The organism is Pseudomonas sp. ADAK2 TE3594, assembly GCF_053628675.1.
Window position 1 is genome coordinate 1154842 of sequence record NZ_JBRJGV010000001.1, and the last position, 21631, is coordinate 1176472.

The window sequence follows — 21631 nt, forward strand, 5'->3', positions numbered from 1 at the left end:
GAGAGGTATACGAGGCGAACAATACAAATACGTATCGATCTGGTCAATACGAATATGTATTGATTTTTCCATGGCCACAAAAAAACCGCCTAAAGGGCGGTCTTGTTGGGAGCAGCGATTTAGAAAATTTCCAATTTTGAAATGACAACCCCGCAAATCACAGCATCTGGCGGTAGCTCAATAATGGGTTCAGGCCACGATGGGTTGAGAGGCTTGAGAAACTGACGATGCCCCTCCAAGACCAGTTGCTTGAACGTTGCTTCATCACTGTTTGTCAGTTTGGCGATGACAAGAGATCCGTTTTCTGGATCCTTCGCTGGGTCGACGTAGATAATGTCGCCATCTCGAAAAGATCGACGTTCATGAGGATTGAACATTGAAAGCCCGCGCACACGAAGCGCATAGGTTTTCTTACTATGAGATACGGCGCATGGAAGCCAAATCTCCGCATCGCCGATATTCATAATATCGATTGCTTCGCACCACGCACCCGCTTGTACCCATGAAATCAATGGAACAGAACCTTTAATAGCAGGGCCTGGCTCCACGTTGGCGTGCGCAAGCGTACTTGCCTCAGATCCAGCGTTCTTACCAGTCCACAACCAATTCGAAGTAACAGCAAGAGCTTTCGCAATTTTGTCGACGTTCGATTGCCTCGGGCTCAGCGATTCGCCGGTGATTATCCTGTGAATAGTTGGTTGAGGTACGCCGGACCTGCGACCTAATTCACCTTCTGATAGCTGAAGCTCCGTCATGCGCTGAGCTATACGCTTGCCTATCACATGTTGGTCCTCTGATTCGTAAACGTATTGGGAGTGTATTGCGCTCGTCGATACGCATGCGTATTATTGCCTCAATGCGAAAACGCATTGGTGAATCACATGACTATTCAAAAGATGCTGAACGTACTTCTGGGGCTTGGCTATTCGCAGCGTGCGATTGCGGAGCGTGTCGGAACGACGCAACCCACGATTTTTCGAGCTGCTAAGGGTGCGGATATTCGATACGAAACGGGCAAAGCAATTGAACGGCTTTTTGAGCAAGAGAAAGGCGCTGAGACCCAGCAGGAAATAGCTTAAAGGTGCCAGGCCGGGGCCTCTCACCAAAGATCCCCCAGCCCGGCGACGACGATACACAGCAATGCACATCGGTCGTGGTCGTAGGATAGGTTGTGCCTGTTCCTATGGCTAGACCGTAAAAGGAGTTTTTACGGTTATGAGTCGCAACGCAAAACTGCCGGCCGCTGAGCCGGTTCTTTCTCTTCGAAAGGCGCTGTATCGCGCAGGCCATTCCTATAGAGGCGGTGTCACTGCCCTGGCGCTGGACATGGTTATCGATTACGACACCCTCCAGAAAAAGCTGAAGCACGACTTCGAACAGCGCTGGCTGGATCCGGACGAACTGGAAGAAGTTATCCGGTTGACGGCCAGCCCTGTGTTGTTGGATGCGCTGATGCGTCCTGCAGGAATGGTTTGGTACAAACCCGAAGCCGCAGCTCCTACGAAGCAGGCGCTTTTGGCCGTCAGCAAGTTGCTGCACGAAACAGGGCTGTTTGTCTCCAGCATGCACGAGGGCGCGGCGGACAACGTATGGGAACAGCACGAAGTCGCTGAGCTGGAGAAACATGGTGCGGATGTGATTCGCGCAGTGTTGGGCATCATGGCCGGCGCCCGTCAGGCGATGGAGGGGCACGAGCATGGCTGATGTGATCGATACGGCCAACGATCAGGCCGATTACTTCCTGCAGGTCGCTTTGGATCGTCGCCCCCGCCCGGCAACAGGTGTCTCCAGCGCCGAGTATTGCGCTGATTGTGATGAGCCCATCCCGGCACTTCGTCAGCAGACGATCGAAGGTTGTCAGACCTGCGTCAGCTGCCAGGCTTTGCGGGAGCGTCGCCGATGAGTGAGCTGGTCAAAGGAGCGCCCACCGCAGAGTGGGCGCAACGTTACATCGATTCCTTCAATCTCGCCCTGGTTCCCATCGAGCCAGGGGAGAAGGCCCCCAAGGGCATGGGCTGGAACAAGCCCGGGGGTTACATCACCGAAGCGGCGAAAGCCGCTCTTTTTTGGCAAACCAATCCTGCGCACAACCTGGGTGTGGTGCTGGGTCCGAGCCGCGTATGCTCATTAGACGTTGATGATGTGCAATGGACGAGGCATATCCTCTACGAATTGCTGGAAATTGATCTGGATGCAATGGCGTTGGTATTCCCGACGGTTATTGGGAACCCCGCACGCTTCCGGATCATGTTTCGTGTGCCGGACGGCATCGAGCTGACTCGGCATGCATTGGCGTGGCCGAACGAGAAAGATCCGGATGGCACGATCCACAAGGGTTTGATCGAGAAAGCTAAGGCTGCCAAAGCAGCCGGCGATGCAATAGGTGAGACCGTGGCGCGGGCCGAGGCAGAGGAGTTCAAGCGCTTCACGGTGTTCGAGCTACGTGCGGGTCTCGTGCAGGATGTGTTGCCTCCATCGATCCATCCGGGTACGGGAAAACCCTATACATGGAGTACGCCGCCTAAGGTAGAGGATGGCTTACCGGTGCTGCCGCATGAGTTGTTGGCTATCTGGAACAATTGGGAGCTTTTCAAGCGTGATGCCGAGGCTGCATGTCCCTGGGCTGTGAAGGCAGAAAAGCCCCTTGGCAAGCCGATCAAGCGTCTGGCACCAGCCAATGGCAAGCAACCTTCTGTGATCGACGAGTTCAACAGCTGTCACGATGTGGAAGAGTTGCTGCACGCCAATGGTTACACCAAGCGCGGCGGCAAGTGGCTCTATCCACAGAGCAGCACGGGGTTGCCGGGTATCACGGTGACCGAGGGTAAGGTGTATTCGCACCACGGCGCCGATCCGCTTGCCAACGGACACCAGAATGACGCCTTTGAAGTGTACTGCCTACTCGAGCACGGCGGTGATCAGTCGCGGGCGGTCAAGGAGGCGGCGCGTCTGTTGGGCATGCAGCATTCGTCTCGACCGGATCCGCGAGATCTTCCCCCGCCCCCTTCTGGTGATGCAGCTGCGGCAGATGTACATGATGAGGCGGCCTCCAGCGAGGCGGCTTCTGCAACTCCCGGGGGAGCGGGGGAGGAGTTAACCCTTGAGCAAGTGTTGCGTCGGTTTGCGCTGGTGGAGGGCACCACGCATGTGTGGGACTGCGACCAATCGAAGGTGATGAAAAAGTCGGCGTTCGAGGCCCGGGTCGGCAAGCCGTTGGCCAAGGCTTGGCTGGACGACACCAGCAAGCGTCTGATCTCTGATGATCACGTCCGTGACATCGAGCAGGCGCGGCGCATGGCCGGAAAAAAGGGCTGTGCCCTGGGCATGTCCCCGACGGATCGTTACGTGTATATCGACGGCACCAAGGACGTGTGGGACCGGGAGAAAAAGCGGCGTATCGCCGAAGGTGCTGTCAAGATGGCGTTGGGCGACACCTATCCGCTGTGGCTCAACAGTAGCGAGCGGCGAACGGTGGACGTTGAACACATCGTGTTCGATCCGACCATGACCAAGGACCCAGCCGTGTTCATCAATACCTTCGACGGGCTGCCGCTTGAGCCGGTCAGGCACGATGCAGCCTGCGCCAACCTACGCTGGCTCATTTCATTCCTTTGCAACCATGACGAAGCTGCGGTGCGGTGGCTGACGTGCTGGCTGGCTTATCCGCTACAGCACCTCGGCGCCAAGATGGACACCGCGGTGCTGATGCACTCCAGCATGGAAGGCTCGGGCAAGAGCCTGTTCTTTGCCGATACGCTCGGCATGTTGTATGGGCAGTACGCGGCGACAGTTGGACAGACCCAGCTGGAGAGCAATTTTAACGCTTGGCAAAGCCGCAAGCTTTGGGCGGTCTTCGAGGAGGTTGTGAGTCGCGACCAACGCTACAACCAGGTGGGCAAGATCAAGCACCTGGTGACAGGCAAAACGGTACGAATGGAATCCAAGTTCATCAACGGCTGGGAAGAGGCCAACCACATGAATGCGGTGTTCCTGAGTAACGAGATCCTGCCCTGGCCCATCAGCGACACCGACCGGCGAATGCTGGTGGTGTGGCCATTGGAGACGTTACCGGTGGAGCGCCAAAAGGCCATTGGCCGGGAGCTGCAGGAAGGCGGAGTCGCGGCGCTGTACGGTTGGCTATTGGCGGTCGACCTAGGCGATTTCAATCAGCGCACACGTCCACCGTCTACCGATGCCCGGGAGCGGTTGGTCGCCCTGAGTCGTGCCGGCTGGCAAACCTTCCTCCACCTATGGAAGTACAGCGAACTCGGTCAGGGATTATGGGGGCCATGCCTGTCCACGGATTTGTATTCGCTGTTCCTTGAGTGGTGCCAGCGCAACAAGGAGCACGTCATGAGTCAGACGAAGTTCTCATTGTTCATCAGTTCGGAGATGAACAAGACGCGAGCGATCCCTTGGACCGATGGTAACAACCGACGATTCGGTGCGTTCTTCTTTCCGGTCGACCAGGACGCTTCCCCGCCCCCATCACTGAAAGCGGCCGAGCTTGGCAAGCAGGTGGAAAACTGGCGGGCCAAAGCGAAGCTGGCGGGTTGGAACGTGGACAACTGGGATCACATCAAGGCGGCTGCCGCATGACGACGCCTCTAAGTGTGTTGAGTGTGTCGGGTATGTGTTGGGTTGTCGTGGGCTACCCCACACAGCGTAAACCCCTGTGTTTCGCGGGCTGGCGGGCTTTGTGTCGGGTGTGTTGGGTTTACGTACGCGTGCGCGCATACGTGACGATATTTGATGGCAAAAATGGTGGTCGGAATTCCTTTCATGCGATGGGCGAAAAAACCAACACACCCAACACACTCAACTCAAATTGGATAAAGGCCTTGTTTTTAAAGGGATTGTTTTGTGTTGGGTTTGTGTCGGGTATCGGGATTTTTGTGTGGGGTTGGATTGGCGGGGAAATGGGGCAATGATCGAGGAAATTGAAGAGCTGATGATGCACTGGGGGCGGCAGCACTGGCTGATTGGCGACGGGCCGGGGTTAGGTAGTCCGATGGCGACCATCATGCAATATGGCGGCAGCGCGCCGCGTGGAACACCGGGGGCTCGCGATCTTTTGCTGAACGGTGGCGGCGGAATGGATTACGTGGCTTGCGAAGTAGCCGCGGCGGTCGCCCAGTTGGGGAGGCAGTCGGAGAAGGGTGCCAAGCTGGCAGCCTTGGCTCACAACCGCTATCTGGCGAATCCGCCGTTGCCGGTTCGCCGTCAGTTGCAGTTGCTGGGTTTACCCGAGGATGGCGACCGGACTTACCGCAATTGGGTGCACCGCATGCATCAGCAAGTGCAGCTCATTCTTACAGTGCGGACGGCGACGACCCGCAACCATGATCGGCGCAGCGGCAGTGCCCAGACCAATCTGACACGTGCCTCGTCCGTGAAACGGCGTTAGGCGTACTGACCGTTCATCGGAGTGGATTGCCTCAAAGCTGCGTCAAAGTGAGCCAAAGTTGCGTCAAGTGTCATAACCGAAAATAGCCCCTTTTCGGTTTTTCCGGAGGGGGGTAAAAAGTCTTCACGATATGGAATTTGCGCCTTGGCGTAGAGCCCACACGAGCTATGCACTTAGTCCCGGGGCACCCAGGACTCCGAAAACCCTGCCCACCCCGGTGGGGTTTTCTTTTTCCGGCGTTGGTGGCGCCACTACTGAGGCAGAACATGACAAATGAGCAGCAAGCGTTGGCTGAGATGCCGATCTGGTTAGTGATCGTCCTGGCCCTGGTCGGCGGCGTGTCGGGAGAGATGTGGCGGGCGGACAAAGATGGGGCGCGAGGTTGGGCATTGTTGCGTCGACTTGCACTTCGATCAGGTGCCTGTATCGCCTGCGGTGTGACAGCGATGATGCTGATGATCGCCGCCGGTATGTCGATCTGGACGGCAGGCGCTTTGGGTTGCCTGACCGCGATGGCCGGCGCCGATGTCGCCATTGGCTTGTACGAACGCTGGGTTGCTAAGCGGCTGGGCGTTTCCGAGTCGGCATCGACCGACCACACCTAGGCGGCGCCCCGGCCGGGGGCCGATTTTTCTGGGTCCTCCCTGAGGGCCGCCCCCTACACGGGTCATCGAACTCGCGGATTCTCTGCAGCTGAGAATCTTGCAGGGATGTCCGTCTTTTCAAAGGGTGAGACATGGGCAAGACAGTCAGCAAGGCCGACTTGAGTGAGATTGTTGGCCGAGACGAACGCACCCTGACCCGTTGGCAGAACGACGGCATGCCCGTAATCGAGTTTGGCCTGGGTCGGGGCAACGAAAACCATTACGACACCGAAGCAGTAATCCAATGGCTGATGCATCAGGCCTCACTCAACGGCAAAAAAGAATCCTCCCGTGACCGACTGGACCGAATCAGGGCCAATCGCGAAGAGCTGGCGCTGGCCAAGGACCTGGGAGAGGTAGTGATCGCGGCAGACCTGGTCGAACGTTTCGAAGCCATGATCACCTCGGCCAAAGTCGAGTTGCTCAACACCTTCCCGGATGCGCTGGCGGCGGAGCTGTCTGCACGCTACGGCGTCGAGGTGGACGACTTACTGATTAGAGAACCTATCGAATCCATCCTGAGGAGGCTGTCTGACTATGACAAGGATGATGCCCAGTCAGCTGGAGATTCTGACGAACCGGACCATCCGGAGGGCTTTGAAGAAGACGGCGAGTAACGCGCTGCGCGGCGCCTGCAGGAGGTGGGCGCCACCGCCGCGCATGAGAGCATCATCGAGTGGGCGGACAAATACCGCTGGCTCGCACCGGAGGAGGCGGCACGCCCCGGGAAGTATCGGTTCGACGTGACGCCGCACCTCATTTGGCCCGGCGGTCCGCTGGAAGCGCTGGACGATCCAAAGGTCAGCGAGATCGTTGGGCGTAAATCGGCACAGGTGGCCTGGACGTCGGGTGTTCTGGGCAACGCGCTGGGCAAATGGATCGACATCGACCCGTCACCGATCCTGGTGCTGTTTCCCAAGGCCGAGGCGGCCAAGCAGTACGTCGGTGAAAAGCTCGAACCCATGATCGAGGCCACGCCTCGGCTGCGCAAGAAAGTCGATCTGCGCAGCCGCAAGCTGCAGCAGCGTCAGGACTTCAAACGTTTTCCCGGGGGCTTCCTGAAAATGGTCGGTTCCAACAGCCCGGCCAGCGTGAAATCCACGCCAGTGCCACGGGTAGCTATTGAAGAGCCCGACGACTGTAACCTCAACCTGCGTGGGCAGGGCGACAGCATCAAGCTGGCCAAGGAGCGTCTGAAAACCTTTCGCCGCTCCAAGATCATCATCGGTGGCACGCCGACCATCAAAGGTCTGTCGGCCATCGATGCGGAACTGGAACTGTCGGACAAGCGCGTCGGCCTGGTCCCCTGTCACGAATGCGGCCAGGAACACGCGCTGAGCTTCGACAATCTGCACTGCGATGAGGATCCGGCCTACCTGCACGAGGTGTACGGCAAGAAGCGGCCGGAGAAGGCCTTCTACTGCTGCCCGCACTGTGGCGCGATCTGGGACGACAATCAGAAAAACGCCAACCTCAAGCACGGGCGTTGGTCGGCCACGGCGGAGTTTCGCGGGATTGCCGGCTACATCCTCAACGAGCTGTACGCGACGTTTTGGGGATCGCGTTTCCAGGTGCTGATGGAGAAAAAGCTCCAAGCCGAACATGCAGCGGCGCAGGGCAACATCGGGCCGATGATTGCCTTCGTGAACAGCTCCAAAGGCGAGAGCTACGAATACCAGAGCGACGCGCCGAAGACCGATGAACTGGAGAAGCGCGCCGAGCCCTATGCCGAACTAACGGCACCCAAAGGTGTGCTGCTGATCACCGTCGGCGTGGACGTGCAGGGCGACCGCCTCGCACTGGTCATCACCGGTTGGGGCCGGGGCGAAGAGTCCTGGCGATTGTATTGGGGTGAACTACACGGCAATCCCATCGACCCGCATGATGCTGTCTGGCAGGAACTGGATCGGGTCATTTCTCGGCCAATTCCCACAGACGGTGGTGCGCAGTTGGCGGTGTCGGCGGTCAGCATCGACAGCTCGGACGGTAACACCAGCGATGCGGTGTACACCTACGTGCGGGATCGTCAGCGCTACAACGTCATGGCCATCAAGGGCGCGTCCATCGATAGCCGCGACAAGGAGATCTTCACCAAACCGCCACAGTCGGTCGACACCTCACAAGACAACACCAAGGCCGCGAAATACGGTCTGCGGGTGCACATCGTCGGCACGCACAAGGCCAAGACGTTGATTGACGGTCGGCTTCGGCTGAAGGGTGTCGGGCCGGGGCGCATGCACTGGTACTGCGAGATCCGCTCGGACTACTACGAGCAGCTCACCAACGAAGTACTGGCGCCTCACCCGCGCAACCCCAGCAAGATGGTCTGGCAGAAAAAGGCCGGTCGACGCAACGAGGCGCTGGACTGTGAGGTGTATGCCTTGCATGCGGCACGCAGTCTGAAAACTCACCTGCTTCGCGATCACGAGTGGGATCAGTTGGAGCAGCAGCTGCTGCAGCCAACCCTGTTCAACACCGAACAACCGGTCGCACCGGTACCGCGCCGAGCCGTCGCTCGCGGGCGGGGCACCCGCAGTCGTGCGGGCTACTAAGGAATAAATCATGACAGACGCACAACAGCGCCTAGCGGAAGTTCGGGCGGCGATTTCTGACGTCCTGAAAAAAGGGCAGCGCCTGCGTCGTGCGGATCGCGAACTATACCGCGCCGAGCTGAACAGCCTGCGCTTACTGGAGCAGCAGTACGCCAAGGAGGTCGCCCTGGAACAGGCCCAGCAACAGGGCCGAGGCCGCAACCGCATCTCTTACATGGCGATCTGACTATGGGCTTCTTTCGAAAGGATCCGGCCGAGCTGCTGATGCGCGAGGCTATCAAGCTCGCCCAATCGGCTTCCGGCGCACGCCCCATCGTCGCCCAAGGCGGTGGGGGCGGCACCGAGACCCGCTGGCGGGGCGCCTCGCGTGTGCTGCGCAGCATGGCCAGCTGGATTCCCGGCCTGGGCAGTCCGCGCCGCGATCTCGATCAGAGCGAGCGGCGCATGCTGGTCGCCCGTTCGCGGGACGCCATGCGCAACCACCTGATCGCCCGGGCGGCTATCACCCGCCTGCGCACCAACGTGGTGGGTACTGGGCTGGTCTGCCGGTCGCAGATCGATCACGCCGCGTTGGGGTTGAGCGAAGAGCAAGCGGAAGAACTCAACACTCAGCTTGACCGATTGTGGTCGCTGTATGCCGACGATCCGCGCGAATGCGACGCCGAGGCGACGCTCAACCACTACCAGCTGCAGGCGCTGGTGATGATCTCGTCGATGGTCTGCGGCGACGTGCTGATTGCCAGTCCCGATGATGAGCGTCCGGGCTGCGTGTTCAGCACACGCCTGCAATTGATCGAGTCGGATCGGGTGTGCAATCCGGCCGGCCAATTGGACAGCGCGAACCTGGTGGACGGCGTCGAGTTCGACCGGCTCGGGGCGCCGCTGGCGTATCACGTCTGCAACGGCTACCCGAACGAGTACACGGCGGGGCAGGCGCTTCGCTGGGAGCGGTTGCCGGCCTTTGGTGAGGCCACCGGCCGACGCCGGGTCATGCACGTCATGGCCGACAAAGAGCGTCCCGGCCAGAAACGCGGTGCGCCATACCTGGCGCCGGTGCTGGAACCGCTGCAGAAACTGGAGCGCTACAGCAGCGCCGAGCTGATGGCGGCGGTGATCTCGGCGATGTTCACTGTGTTCATCAAGAAGAACAACGACTTTCAGGTTTCGAACCTGCCGCTGTCGGCGCTGGCCAACGAAGGTGGTGGAGTGAGCGGCGACACCACCGCTGATGGAGAGCTGGCGTTGGGCGAGGGGGCCATCGTCGACCTGGGGCAGGGCGAGGAACCGGTGATCGCCAATCCGGCGCGGCCTAATGCGCAGTTCGATCCGTTCTTCACTGCAGTGGTCAAGGAGATCGGCGCTGCCCTGGAGCAACCGATGGAGGAGCTGCTGCTGCACTACAGCAGCAGCTACAGCGCGGCTCGTGCGGCGATGTTGCAAGCGTGGCGCTTTTACAGCCTGCGTCGCTGGTGGCTGATCTGCGACTTCTGCCAGCCCAGCCGTGAACTGCTGATCGACGAGGCGGTGGCCCGCGGGCTGATCAAGTTGCCCGGCTACGCCGACCCGGCCAAACGCAAGGCGTACTGCCAGGCGATCTGGATCGGGCCGGCGCGCGGTGCCATCGACGAACTGAAAGAGGCCAACGCCGCCGGCAAGCGCATCGAGATCGGCGTCAGCAATGAAACGCTGGAAACCGCCGCCATGACCGGCGAGCCGTGGCAGCAGGTGTATCGCCAGCGCGTGCGCGAGGTAGAGCAGCGCCGTTCCGACGGCTTGCACGTTTTGCCCAAAGGGCGCGAGCAGGAAATGCCGCCGCCCACTAACCCCAACGAGGAATAACCATGCCCCACGCATTTGAGCTGGCTGCCTCGCAGCCCTGGCTGATGCTGCCTGGCGCCCTGGACAACCTGCTGACCATTGCAGATCGGATGGGCGATCCGGCCGCGCTGGAAACCCGCACCGGCGTGCGACTGGACAACAGCCGCACCGTCAGCATCCGCAATGGGGTGGCGATTATCCCGGTGGTCGGTCCGGTGTTTCGTTACGCCAATCTCTTCACCGAGATCAGCGGCGCGACCAGCACGCAAGTGCTGGCTACCGACCTACAAGCCGCACTGGATGACCCCAAGGTCAACGCGATCATCCTGAACATCGACAGCCCCGGCGGCGTGGCCGCCGGGATCAACGAGTTGGCCGATCAGATCCATGCAGCCCGATCCCGCAAGCGCATCGTCGCTTACATCGGCGGCACCGGAGCCAGCGCGGCCTACTGGATCGCTTCGGCGGCCAGCGAGATCGTCATCGACGAAACCGCGCTGGCGGGGAGCATCGGCGTCGTGGTCGAGGCGGTCGTGGAAGGCGAGGCGGCCAGCGGTCGCAAGCGCTACCAGATCGTCAGCCGCAACGCGCCGAACAAGCGCGTGGATCTGGGCACTGAAGAGGGCCGGGCCAAGGTCGGCGAAACGGTTGATGCCATGGGCGATGTGTTCGTGGCCAAGGTCGCCCGCAACCTCGGCGTGGATGCCGAGTTGGTACCCGAGATGGGCGACTTCGGCGGACTGCGTGTCGGTGCCGCCGCCGTCGAATCCGGCCTGGCCCACCGCCTGGGCTCCCTTGAAACACTGATTACTGAACTGGCCAAACCGGCCGCAACCCAACCGAGGAAATTCAACATGACCACCGTCAGCAGCACGGCGGAGTTGCGTGAGGCGCTGGCCGCCGGCACGGATCCGCAAACCATTCAGATTGCTCAGGCCAGCCAGCCGGATCTGGAGAGCATCCGCACCCAGAGCCGCGAGGAGGGCGCGAGCGCCGAGCGTGAGCGCATCGCCGGTATTCATGCCTTGGCGAGCAAGGGGTTCGAAGCTGAAATCTCCGCCGCCATCGATGCCGGCACTTCGGTCGAAGCCACCGCCCTGCAACTGTTCAAGGCGGCCCAGGATCGCGGCATTTCCCTGAATGCGATCAAGGCCGATGGCACCGGTGTTTCGACTTCTACCCCACCTGGCAATGATGACCAAGGCGAACGCAAGGCCGTGGTCGGCGCCATCGTCGCAGGCGCTTCGCGCCGCTGATTGGAGAACCTCATGAGCAATCCCGAACGCCAAACCTACGTGCCGGATCAGCTGTCGGCAGGTTCCTTTCCCGTGATGATCGACACCGCCGTGATCGCTGCGGGCCAGAGTCTCAAGCGAGGCGCTGTCTTGGGCCAGGTGAAAACCAGTGGCGAATACGTGCTTTGCGCGTCCGCTGCTACGGATGGCTCCGAGGCGCCGAGGGCGATCCTTGACCAAGCCACCGACACCAGCCAAGGCGCCCAGGTGGCGCCGATCCGTCTGACCGGCGAAGTGCTGGGCAGCCAACTCACTCTCGGCGCGGGCCTCTCCCTGGCGCAGGCGAAAGCCGCGCTGCGTGACCTGTGCCTGTTCATTCGCTAAACCGGAGCTTCCGATGGATATTTTTGATACCCGCACCATGCTGGAAGCGGTCGAGCAGATGCCGACTGCGCGCCGCTTTCTGCTGAACACCTTCTTCAACGGCGGCAGCCCGGTGACGTTTCCCACCAAGACAGTGGACATCGACATCATCAAGGGCAAACGCAAGATGGCGCCGTTTGTTCACCCGCGCCTGCCGGGTAGCGTGTCGCTGCATGACGGTTACCACACCGATAACTACACGCCGCCCTATATCCAGCCCAAGCGCGAGACCACCGCCGAACTGGTGCTCAAGCGTGCGGCCGGCGACAACCCGTTTTCCTCGCGCACCCCGCTGGAGCGCGCGGGGCAACTGCTGGGTAAGGATCTGCGTGATCTCGACGATGAGATCGCCCGGCGCGAGGAGTGGATGTGCGCTCAAGCGCTGACCACCGGCAAGGTGCGCGTAGTCGGGGAGGGCGTGGACGACACCATCGACTTCCTGATGGCCAGCGACCACAAAATCAGCCTGGGCAGTGGTCAATGGGGCATTGCCGACAGCGACCCGATTGCCAACCTGCGTGGCTGGAAACGCAAGATCGCCAAGGACTCCGGGCGCACGGCCAATACCGTGGCCATGAGTGGCGAGGCGTTGGACGCGTTCCAGTCCAACGCGACGGTTATGAAACAGCTCAGCACCCGCCGCGTCGATATGGGCCTTATCAAGCCCGAAGAGCTCCCGGACGGCGTGACCTATCTGGGCTACCTGAACGATCCGGGCGTCGACCTGTACGGCTATGACGAGTGGTACCTGGACGATGACGATGACGAGCAGCCGATGATCCCAGCGGGCGGCTTGATCCTCGGTTCTACCTCGACGCGCAACGCCATGTTGTACGGCGCCATTCAGGATCTGGCTGCTGTAGAGAGCGGTCTGGTCGAGGCGGCACGCTTTCCGAAAAGCTGGGTGACCGAAGAACCGAGCGCCCGCTGGTTGAAGCTGCAGAGTGCGGCCTTGGCCGGCCTTCTGGAGCCGGATGCCTTCATCTACGCCAAGGTGGTGTGACATGGCCAAAAAAGCTGAATACCTCGTGATCGACGGTTGCGTGCAGCACGGGCGCACGGTGGTCGTGAAGGGCGAGCCGTACAACCCGCCGAGCAAGGAGGTGGCAGAAGCTCTGCTCACCGAGGGGCGCATCGCCTCGATCAAGGATCCGCTCGCGCAACAGCTGCTGCGTCAAACTCAGGCCTTCACCGGCGATACCGACGACAGCTCCGACGACGGTGCGTAACCGTGCGCTTTCGGGAGTTGAGCGACGACATGGACGCCCTGGTGCTGGATGGCTTGGGCGACATTGGGTTGGTCGACGGTCGCGAGATCGCCGGCTTCTTTTCGGCGCCTTGGCTGCAGCCGCGCATGGGGCGCATCAACACCGCGCTCCGGGAGCCGCAGTTCGAAATCCGCGTCAGCGATGCTGCGGGGATTGAGCCGGGGCAAGTGGTGGTGATCGACCTTCCGATACAGGACGGAGGCGGCGACTATGACCTGGTGAAGCTGGAACCGGACGGCACCGGTTGGGTGGCGTTGCTCTTGAGGGTCAAAGCATGACTGTCGGGAGCTACTTCAAACCCTCGGCCGGCGGCGGGATGATCTCCTTGCAGACCTCGACAGCGGATCTGCAAGCGTTCCAGGACTTTGCCAAGTTGGTGCCGAAAGCTGCAGCCGCTGCCCAGCGTCGGGCGATTAATAAAACCCTGCGCTGGCTCAGCACACATATCGCCCGTGCTGTCGGTCGGCAGGAACGCATTGCCGTGGCGGCGGTGCGTCAGCGCCTCCGCAGTTACCCGGTCAGCGGCAGTGCCAACAGCGGCAAGTTGTGGTTCGGCCTCAACACCATCGAGGCGAGCCGGATCGGTAATCCTCGGCAGGGCAAGGCCGGCGTATCGGTGGCGGGGCGACGTTATCAGGGCGCCTTCTACAAGAAGGTCTACGGCAACAGCGCGGACATCTGGATCCGCACGGCGAGCAAACATTTCAATGCCGACGACTACCCCGACAGCACCGTCAGTGCACGAGGCGGGGCGAGTTCGGGCTGGATTGCCGAGCACGACAGTCGTTTTCCGCTGGCCAAGGCCAAGGTCTCGCTGGAGCAAGCCCGACCGCACTTCGAAAGCTGGGTGCGCAAGGTCGATGCACAGCTGCTGCACGTCCTGCAGCAGGAACTCAACTTTGAACTGCAGAAGTACCTGAAGGGGAAATGACGTGACGGATGAGTCGGACGAACCATTCAGCCTTGAGCAACTGTACCAGGCCATCGAGCAACACATCCGGGCGCACTTGCCGGGCGTGCAGACGGTCGCTGTGTGGCCGAACATCGAAGACCGCGTTGCGTTGCCGGCGGTGTTCGTCGAGCTGGCCGAAATGGAGTCGGGGATCGATACGGCAACCGGCGAAACGGCACTGGCTTGCAAGTTCGAAGCGCGGGTGATCACTGATCCGATCCAACCGAATCATCATCAACAAGCCGTGTTCCTGGTGGGGCAGCTTGCGGTGTTGCTGCGGATGCAGAGCTGGGGCGTGGCGGTGGAACCGGCCGAATTTGTGCAGGCCATGCAGGACTGGACCAAACCTGAACTGGATGGCTACACCGTCTGGGTGGTGGAGTGGACGCAGCAGATCTACCTGGGCGAAGCGCAGTGGTCGTGGCCGGATCAGCCGCCGGGCACCCTGGTGCTGAATATTGAGCCAGGTGATGGCGAAGTGCGACCGGAGGAGGTGGGATGAGTTATGCCCGCGCGCAGCACGACCGCATGCTCGCCGGCCTGGTCAAGGATTGTTACGTGGTGGCGGTGGACCTGGCCGCATCGCCGCCGGTGTGCCGGGTCTCCGATGGTGAATGGGTCAGCGGCTGGGTGCGCTGGCACAGCGTCGCTGCCGGCAAGGCGCGGCATTGGCGGGCACCCAGCCTGAACGAGCAGGGCACCTTGATCAGTGCCAGCGGTGATGTGGCACAAGGCACGTTCATTCCCGGGCTGTACGGTAACGGCGGTCCGCCCCCGGACAATCGCGACCACGTCGAGGTCTGGCGTTTCGACGATGGCGGGTCGCTGGTCTACGACTGGCAGGCCAAGAGCTACAGCATCAGCCTGCCCAGCGGCACGGTCACGATCAAGGTCGGAGCCACCCAGGCCGAGGTGACGGACAGCGCCGTCACGGTGAAGTCCCGCACGATCAACCTGGAGGCGAGCGTGAACATCAAGGGGCCGGTCAACATCGACGGCCCGTTGCACGCGACGCAGAACATCAGCAGCGACGAGGCAATTCTCGACACCAGCGGCAACAGCAACCATCACTCGCACTAACGACAACTTTTAACTCCGCCCGCCTTGTGCGGGCTTTTTCATATGCGGAGCAACCATGGCCAAATCTCAAGACGACTCGGCGGTGCAGGATCCAGTCATCGCCACCCGCTCAACACCGACGGCGTCGATCACGACCTTTCGCGACACCCTCTACACCTCCCGCACGTTGATCCTACCGAATGATCGGACACTGGCTGTTGTAAAGGGCGCTGTCTCGATCAGTGCCTCGGATGACCTGGCGCTGAAGTACCTCAAGACCCACACCGAGTTCGAGCTGCTCAAGGAGTAACCCCGATGATCGGAATGGATCGCCACACCGGGCAGCCCATCTCCGGCATCGAGCATTTACGCCAGTCGGTTGAAGACATCCTCGGCACGCCGTTGCTGAGCCGTCGCGAGCGTCCGGAGTACGGCAGCAAGCTGCGGCGCATGGTCGACTTGCCCATCAACGAAGGCTGGAAAAGCGCCGCGCAGGCTGAAGCGGCTCGGGCCTTGGGCTTATGGGAGCCGCGTCTGAAGCTGGAACGGCTGCGCGTGGTGTCCGTGCTGGGCGGGCAAATCAATATGCAGATCAGCGGCGAATACCTCGGTGTGCGCGGCACGTTGGAGGTGTGGGTATGAGTACCTTGGTGGACCTGTCGGAGTTGCCGGCACCGGAGGTACTGGAGCCGCTGGACTTTGAAGTCGTGTACGACGAAGCGCTGCAGGTGTTTCGTGGACACATGGGCGACAACTGGACGGCCTCGCTGGAAAGCGACCCGGTCACCAAGCTGCTGGAGGTCGGCAGCTATATCAAGCTGGGCAACCGGGCACGGGTCAACGACGCGGCCAAAGCCCAGATGCTGGCCTATGCCATCAACGGCGATCTCGATCAGTTGGCGGCCAACGTCAATCTCAACCGTTTGGTGATCCAGGCGGCCGATCCGCTGGCCGTGCCACCGGTTGAGGCGATCCTAGAATCGCACGATGCACTGCGTGAGCGGGTGCAGCTGGCCTATGAAGGTTTGACCACCGCCGGGCCGCGCAACAGCTACATCCTGCACGCGCGCAATGCGTCGGCGCTGGTCGCCGATGCCACCGCTGAAAGCCCGGCACCGGCCTGCGTCGACGTCACCGTGTTGAGCCTAGAGGGCGACGGCGAGGCGGGGGCAGATCTGCTGGCGCTGGTCGCTGCCGCCGTGAATGACGAGGACGTGCGCCCCGTCGGCGACCGCGTGACTGTGCGGGGCGCCGAGATCCTGCGCTACCGCATCGACGCGGTGTTGCACATGAAAGGTGCCGGCCCGGAAAACGATGCCGCGCTCGCCGAGGCGATCAAGCGTCTAGAGGCTTGGATCAACCCACGTCGGCGATTAGGCATTGAGGTGGCGCGCTCCGGTGTCGACGCACAGCTGCACGTTGCCGGGGTTGGACGGGTCGAACTCAAGGATTGGCAGGACCTGGCCCCAACCAAAGCGCAGGCGGCTTACTGCACCGATTACAGCGTCGTGCTGGGAGGTTGATGTGCGCAGTCTTTTACCGCTCAACAGCACCCCACTGGAGCGCGCCATTGAGGCGACGTTCGCTGAGCAGACCCTGATCCCGCTGCGCGCGTTGTACAACCCCGACACCTGTCCGGTTCACTTATTGCCGCACCTGGCCTGGGCCTGGTCGGTCGACCGCTGGGATCCCAACTGGTCGGAGCCTGTCAAGCGGGCTGCCATTAAGGCCTCGTTCTACATCCATGCGCACAAGGGCACCATCGGTGCGTTGCGCCGGGTGGTCGAGCCACTGGGTTATCTGATCGAGATCGTCGAGTGGTTCAACACGGTGCCGCAAGGCGTACCAGGCACTTTCGCCCTGAAGGTCGGCGTCCTCGACACCGGGATCACCGAGGACATGTATCAGGAGCTGGAGCGCTTGATCGACGACGCCAAGCCCGTAACCCGACATTTGATCGGGCTAGATATAACGCTGGAAACCCATTTGAACGCCTATGTCGGTTTCGCTGTTTATGACGGCGACGAGATCGATGTTTACCCCTGGAGCAACCCGGATGTTGACGTGGTAATTCAGGGGAACCACGGCGTTAGCGAATACATCCTCGACGAATTGGACGTTTATCCCCATGGTTGATAAAAACTCTATTTTCGGCGGCATGCTCACGACTCAGGGGGCCGCCAAGAAAACCAACTGCGACGCGCTGGGTATCCCGTGGGAGCCGCGTTACATGCTGATCGGTGACGCGAACGGCACCGATCCTGTGCCCAGTCCATCGCAGACCAAACTGGTCAATCAGGTCTATCGAGCGCAGCTCAATCAGTTGCGCGTCTCACCCACAGACGACAACATTTTGATTGCCGAGCTGGTGTTGCCGCCGGACGTGGGCGGCTGGTGGATTCGCGAACTGGCGCTGGAAGACAAGGACGGTGTGTTCTGTGCAGTGGCCAACGCGGCGCCGAGCTATAAGCCGTTGCTGGAGCAAGGGTCGGGGCGCAATCAGGTGGTGCGGATGCACATCATCACCAGCGGCACCACGAACATTCAGTTGAAAATCGATCCTTCGGTAGTGCTGGCGACGCGTCAGTACGTCGATGAAACGGTTAATGGTCTGCTGCCCGCCAACAAAGCTGCCGGGACCTATACCAAGGTCACGGTGAATGATCGCGGAGTGTTTGTTTCCGGGTCGAATCCAAACACGCTGGCGGGGTTTGGCATCACTGACAGTTACACCAAGGCTCAAGTCGAGGCGATGATTGCCCAGGCCTCGGCGCTGCCTGTCGGCGCTTCGGTATGGTTTCCAGTGAACAAAGTCCCACCCGGATTTCTGGAGATTGATGGCAGCGTCAAGAGTATTGCGGCCTATCCGGATCTGGCGGCGTTTTTGGGGACTGACTTCAACAAGGGCGATGAGGGCGCCGGTAACTTCCGCCTGCCGGAATCGCGGGCCGAGTTCCTGCGTGGCTGGGACCATGGGCGCGGTATTGATGCTGGCCGGGCGATCGGTAGCTGGCAGAAAGGTACGATGGTTAGCGCTGATACCACTGGGTCAGGTGATGGATCTACAGTCATCGGCCTCGGAGCAAACGCCGCACTGCCTCTGGCGAGCTACGGTATCGATCCTATCGCTCTTGCAGACTACCCGTCGCAGGTTACAGCTCTCTCAAGTGCTGCGACTGCGTCAAGCAACGTGGCGGTGAGCGGTTCAGCCCGTCCGCGAAACTTGGCGGTGATGTGGTGCATCAAGGCCTGGAACGCGCCGATCAATCAGGGAAACATTGATATTGCCGCGCTGGTTGTTTTGGCGGCGCAAGCCACGGAAATCAACCAAGGCACGGCGAAGGTTGCAACACAGGCACTTACTGATGCAGGCGTTGACGATACGAGCATCATCACACCGAAGAAATTGCGGTTTGGTTTTTCGATGTTGAAGGCCTCGAACGGATACATCGTCTTTCCCAGTTGGCTGGGCGGCTTCATCATCCAATGGATGTCCGTCGTCAACTCCAACAATCAGGGATCGGGATTCTCCAGTGCGTCGTACCCCATTCCGTTTCCCAATGGTGTGCTGGGAGCTGCAAAAATCAACTTGGCCACCAGTGGCGGCGGATATGCTACGTCCGATGCCAGCTATAACAGCCTCGATATCGCGAGCTTTTCCTGGCTGGCTTACAAAAGCGACAACAGCTTTGCTTCAGTCGCCGGAAGCGTCAGCGCTCGCTTCATTTTTATTGGGTGGTAGGTGCAATCATGGGCGATAAATATGCCGTTTTCGGTGAGGACAACATCCTTAAGGAACGCTTGATTCGTGGTATCCACGCCATTCCGATGGAAGCGGTCGAGATTGATGATGAGCTGTGGTTCAGGCTTATCCAGGAAACAGAGTGCGTATGGGTATTGGACGCCGAAGGCAAAATTACTAAGGGCCCTATGCCGGCGCCGCCACCGCTGACCGCCGAAGAAAACGAGCGGTTACGTCTGGCCGCCTATGCCAACCCACTGACCGGTTCTGATCGTTACTTCTCGGAAGCACTGCGCATGCAGGTAATGGGGGAAGAGGGCTGGGAAGAGGTCCGAGCGGCCGGTGTGACCCGCTACAAAGCGATCCAGGCGCAATTCCCGTGGACGCCGCCTGATGTCGATGAACCTCAATAACGCCCCGCACTGACGGGGCGTTTTCTATTTCCGCTACGCGCAACACGAACAACCTCACGGCCTCGCAATCGCGGGGCTTTTTCGTTTCTGGAGATTGAGCCTTATGAGTTTCTTTCACGGCGTCACGACCACGTCGGTCGATACCGGCGCACGCACCATCTCGTTGCCGTCCTCCTCGATCATTGGACTGTGCGACACCTTCACCCCGGGCATCCTCGGTGGCGGCACGGCCAAGGCCGGCGAGCTGAAACTGATCACCACCGAGCGCGAAGCCATTGCCGCCTTCGGCGCCGGTGCGGCGATCACCAAGGCCTGCCAGGCGATCTACACCAAGGCCAAGGCGGTGATCGTGGCTATCGGCGTGCCCAAGCTGGAAGACACCGCACTGCAGACCTCGGCGATCATCGGCGGCGTGTTGGCCTCGGGGCAGCGTACCGGGTTGCAGGCGTTGCTCGACGGCAAAAGCCTGTTCAACGCCCAGCCGCGGCTGCTGATCGCGCCGGGGCATTCGGCCACGCAGGCGGTGGCCACCGCGCTCGATAGCCTGGCGCAGAAGCTGCGGGCCATCGGCATCATCGACGGCCCCTGCACCACCGACGAGGCCGCCATGGCCTACGCCGATAACTTCGGCAGCCGCAACCTGTTCATGGTCGACCCGGGCGTGCAGTTCTGGGACACCGGCACCAGTGCCACGGTCAATGCACCGGGCTCGGCCTGGACGGCCGGCCTGTTCGCCTGGACTGATGCGACTTATGGGTTTTGGGCTTCGCCATCGAACAAGGAGTTCGTCGGCATCACCGGTACCACCCGCGCTGTCGAGTACCTGGACGGCGACGAGACGTGCCGGGCCAACCTGCTCAACAACGCCAAGATCACCACGATCATTCGCGACGACGGTTACCGCCTGTGGGGCAACCGCACGCTGTCCAGCGATCCGAAGTGGGCCTTTGTCACCCGGGTGCGCACGCTGTTCATCCTCATGGATGCGGTGCAGGCCGGTCACAAATGGGCGGTCGACCGCTCGATCACCAAGACCTACGTCAAGGACGTCACCGACGGTCTGGAGGCGTTCATGCGCGACCTGAAGAACCAGGGCGCGGTGATCAACTTCGAGGTGTATGCCGATCACGAGTTGAACACGGCCAGCCAGATTGAGCAGGGCAAGGTGTATTGGCGCATTCGCTTCACCGACGTGCCGCCGGCCGAGAACCCGAATTTCCTCTTCGAAGTCACCAACGAATGGATGACCGAAGTGCTTGAAGCCGCCTAAGGAGGCCCCCTGATGATTCCTGAAGTTCTGTCCAACTGCGCCGGCTTTATCGACGGCGTGAGTTTTGCCGGTGAGATGCCGAGTCTCACCCTGCCCAAGGTGGTGCTGAAAACCGAAACCTACCGGGGTGGCGGCATGGCCGGCGAGATCGAGATCCCGACTGGCGTGGAAAAACTCGAAGCCGGGTTCACCACCAACGGCGTGCGTCGTGAGGCGCTGAAGTGGTTCGGCCTCTCGGACCGGACCGCGTGCAACGCGGTGTTTCGTGCTTCCTTCAAGGGCCTCAAAGGCAAGGTCACGCCGGTCATTGTCACCATGCGCGGCGGCCTCAAAGAGGTCGACATGGGCGACTGGAAAGCCGGCGAAAAGGCCGAGAGCAAACACAACATGGCGCTGACCTATTACAAGCTCGAAGTCGATGGTCGGTTGATTTACGAGATCGACATGGTCGGCATGGTGCTGGTGGTCGATGGCGTCGATCAACTCGCCGAAGAACGATCGGCCCTGGGCCTCTAAGGAAAAAACACATGACTCAAGCAACTCAAGAAAAACCACTGCCCAAGTGGCTGCAACTCACCGAAGACGGCTTTCGCATCACCCTCAGGTATCCGACCGAACTCTCCGGCGTGCTGGTCGACAGCATGACCCTGCGTGCCCCCTGCGTGCGCGACATTCGGGCCGCGCAGGCCACCTGCAATGGCGACGAGGAGAAACGCGAAATGTCGCTGTTTGCCTCGTTGACCCAGACCCCGGAGGCGGGCCTGATGGCGCTCAAGCTGGTGGACTACATGCGCCTGCAGGCCGGCTATTTTCGTCTGGTCCAGGACGACGGCGTTTGATGCGACCAC

Annotated in this window: 28 protein-coding genes; 27 read left to right on the forward strand and 1 reads right to left on the reverse strand. The window is 60.7% G+C overall.

The genetic code is table 11. The annotated features are described in order from the left end of the window. Positions 1–119: 119 nt before the first annotated feature. Entirely contained in the window at positions 120–782 is a 663-nt protein-coding gene (locus tag AB7M22_RS05250; RefSeq protein ID WP_454185459.1) for a LexA family protein, read from the reverse strand. A 99-nt stretch (positions 783–881) separates the two neighbouring features. Between AB7M22_RS05250 and AB7M22_RS05255 the strand changes: the two genes are divergently transcribed. From AB7M22_RS05255 to AB7M22_RS05385, 27 genes are all read left to right on the forward strand, one after another. Next, positions 882–1079: a helix-turn-helix domain-containing protein gene (locus AB7M22_RS05255; protein ID WP_305425958.1), complete on the forward strand. Its 198-nt coding sequence runs from the start codon at positions 882–884 to the stop codon at positions 1077–1079. Between the two features lie 136 nt (positions 1080–1215). After that, complete coding sequence (locus AB7M22_RS05260) at positions 1216–1704, forward strand: phage regulatory CII family protein (RefSeq protein ID WP_201059423.1); 489 nt, start codon at positions 1216–1218, stop codon at positions 1702–1704. Continuing rightward, complete coding sequence (locus AB7M22_RS05265) at positions 1697–1903, forward strand: TraR/DksA C4-type zinc finger protein (RefSeq protein WP_454185460.1); 207 nt, start codon at positions 1697–1699, stop codon at positions 1901–1903. The genes AB7M22_RS05260 and AB7M22_RS05265 overlap by 8 nt, the downstream gene beginning before the upstream one ends. Then, complete coding sequence (locus AB7M22_RS05270; RefSeq protein ID WP_454185461.1) at positions 1900–4599, forward strand: DUF5906 domain-containing protein; 2700 nt, start codon at positions 1900–1902, stop codon at positions 4597–4599. The genes AB7M22_RS05265 and AB7M22_RS05270 overlap by 4 nt, the downstream gene beginning before the upstream one ends. A 328-nt stretch (positions 4600–4927) precedes the next feature. Next, positions 4928–5407 carry a hypothetical protein gene (locus AB7M22_RS05275; protein WP_454185462.1) on the forward strand — a complete coding sequence of 160 codons (480 nt, stop codon included), beginning with the start codon at positions 4928–4930 and terminating at the stop codon, positions 5405–5407. Positions 5408–5673: 266 nt separating this feature from the next. After that, positions 5674–6012, forward strand: coding sequence for a phage holin family protein (locus AB7M22_RS05280; RefSeq protein WP_086945412.1), 339 nt, complete (start codon positions 5674–5676; stop codon positions 6010–6012). A 131-nt stretch (positions 6013–6143) separates the two neighbouring features. Beyond that, positions 6144–6668: a terminase small subunit gene (locus AB7M22_RS05285; protein WP_454185463.1), complete on the forward strand. Its 525-nt coding sequence runs from the start codon at positions 6144–6146 to the stop codon at positions 6666–6668. Positions 6669–6692: 24 nt separating this feature from the next. Continuing rightward, on the forward strand, positions 6693–8603 hold the full coding sequence (locus AB7M22_RS05290; protein ID WP_454185464.1) for a phage terminase large subunit family protein: 1911 nt from the start codon (positions 6693–6695) through the stop codon (positions 8601–8603). A 10-nt stretch (positions 8604–8613) separates the two neighbouring features. After that, positions 8614–8829: a hypothetical protein gene (locus AB7M22_RS05295; protein ID WP_054597792.1), complete on the forward strand. Its 216-nt coding sequence runs from the start codon at positions 8614–8616 to the stop codon at positions 8827–8829. Between the two features lie 2 nt (positions 8830–8831). Then, a complete protein-coding gene (locus tag AB7M22_RS05300; protein ID WP_454185465.1) occupies positions 8832–10442 on the forward strand; it encodes a phage portal protein in 1611 nt (536 codons plus the stop codon). 2 nt (positions 10443–10444) lie between these two features. After that, the gene (locus AB7M22_RS05305; protein ID WP_454185466.1) at positions 10445–11677 is read left to right on the forward strand and encodes a S49 family peptidase; all 1233 of its coding nucleotides are present in this window, start codon (positions 10445–10447) and stop codon (positions 11675–11677) included. A 12-nt stretch (positions 11678–11689) separates the two neighbouring features. After that, positions 11690–12040 carry a head decoration protein gene (locus AB7M22_RS05310; protein WP_454185467.1) on the forward strand — a complete coding sequence of 117 codons (351 nt, stop codon included), beginning with the start codon at positions 11690–11692 and terminating at the stop codon, positions 12038–12040. Positions 12041–12053: 13 nt separating this feature from the next. Beyond that, the gene (locus AB7M22_RS05315; RefSeq protein ID WP_454185468.1) at positions 12054–13082 is read left to right on the forward strand and encodes a major capsid protein; all 1029 of its coding nucleotides are present in this window, start codon (positions 12054–12056) and stop codon (positions 13080–13082) included. A gap of 1 nt (position 13083) precedes the next feature. After that, positions 13084–13308: a hypothetical protein gene (locus AB7M22_RS05320; RefSeq protein ID WP_454185469.1), complete on the forward strand. Its 225-nt coding sequence runs from the start codon at positions 13084–13086 to the stop codon at positions 13306–13308. A gap of 2 nt (positions 13309–13310) precedes the next feature. Beyond that, a complete protein-coding gene (locus AB7M22_RS05325; RefSeq protein ID WP_454185470.1) occupies positions 13311–13625 on the forward strand; it encodes a head-tail joining protein in 315 nt (104 codons plus the stop codon). Next, on the forward strand, positions 13622–14278 hold the full coding sequence (locus AB7M22_RS05330) for a hypothetical protein (protein ID WP_454185471.1): 657 nt from the start codon (positions 13622–13624) through the stop codon (positions 14276–14278). The genes AB7M22_RS05325 and AB7M22_RS05330 overlap by 4 nt, the downstream gene beginning before the upstream one ends. Position 14279: 1 nt before the next feature. After that, positions 14280–14801: a hypothetical protein gene (locus AB7M22_RS05335; protein WP_454185472.1), complete on the forward strand. Its 522-nt coding sequence runs from the start codon at positions 14280–14282 to the stop codon at positions 14799–14801. Then, a complete protein-coding gene (locus tag AB7M22_RS05340) occupies positions 14798–15379 on the forward strand; it encodes a phage baseplate assembly protein V (protein ID WP_454185473.1) in 582 nt (193 codons plus the stop codon). Before AB7M22_RS05335 ends, AB7M22_RS05340 begins: the two co-directional genes overlap by 4 nt. Before the next feature lie 55 nt (positions 15380–15434). Then, on the forward strand, positions 15435–15668 hold the full coding sequence (locus tag AB7M22_RS05345; protein WP_454185474.1) for a hypothetical protein: 234 nt from the start codon (positions 15435–15437) through the stop codon (positions 15666–15668). 5 nt (positions 15669–15673) lie between these two features. Beyond that, positions 15674–16000 (forward strand): GPW/gp25 family protein, encoded by a 327-nt coding sequence (locus AB7M22_RS05350; protein WP_454185475.1) that lies wholly within the window; start codon positions 15674–15676, stop codon positions 15998–16000. After that, positions 15997–16881 carry a baseplate J/gp47 family protein gene (locus AB7M22_RS05355; protein WP_454185476.1) on the forward strand — a complete coding sequence of 295 codons (885 nt, stop codon included), beginning with the start codon at positions 15997–15999 and terminating at the stop codon, positions 16879–16881. The genes AB7M22_RS05350 and AB7M22_RS05355 overlap by 4 nt, the downstream gene beginning before the upstream one ends. Before the next feature lies 1 nt (position 16882). Continuing rightward, positions 16883–17494, forward strand: coding sequence for a phage tail protein I (locus AB7M22_RS05360; protein ID WP_454185477.1), 612 nt, complete (start codon positions 16883–16885; stop codon positions 17492–17494). Then, the gene (locus AB7M22_RS05365) at positions 17487–19100 is read left to right on the forward strand and encodes a phage tail-collar fiber domain-containing protein (protein WP_454185478.1); all 1614 of its coding nucleotides are present in this window, start codon (positions 17487–17489) and stop codon (positions 19098–19100) included. Before AB7M22_RS05360 ends, AB7M22_RS05365 begins: the two co-directional genes overlap by 8 nt. A gap of 8 nt (positions 19101–19108) precedes the next feature. After that, complete coding sequence (locus tag AB7M22_RS05370) at positions 19109–19513, forward strand: hypothetical protein (protein ID WP_454185479.1); 405 nt, start codon at positions 19109–19111, stop codon at positions 19511–19513. A 103-nt stretch (positions 19514–19616) separates the two neighbouring features. Next, a complete protein-coding gene (locus AB7M22_RS05375; RefSeq protein WP_454185480.1) occupies positions 19617–20783 on the forward strand; it encodes a phage tail sheath subtilisin-like domain-containing protein in 1167 nt (388 codons plus the stop codon). 12 nt (positions 20784–20795) lie between these two features. Then, complete coding sequence (locus AB7M22_RS05380) at positions 20796–21299, forward strand: phage major tail tube protein (RefSeq protein WP_086945431.1); 504 nt, start codon at positions 20796–20798, stop codon at positions 21297–21299. Positions 21300–21310: 11 nt separating this feature from the next. Further along, positions 21311–21622, forward strand: a complete 312-nt coding sequence (locus AB7M22_RS05385) for a phage tail assembly protein (protein ID WP_454185481.1) — start codon at positions 21311–21313, stop codon at positions 21620–21622. Positions 21623–21631: the final 9 nt, after the last annotated feature.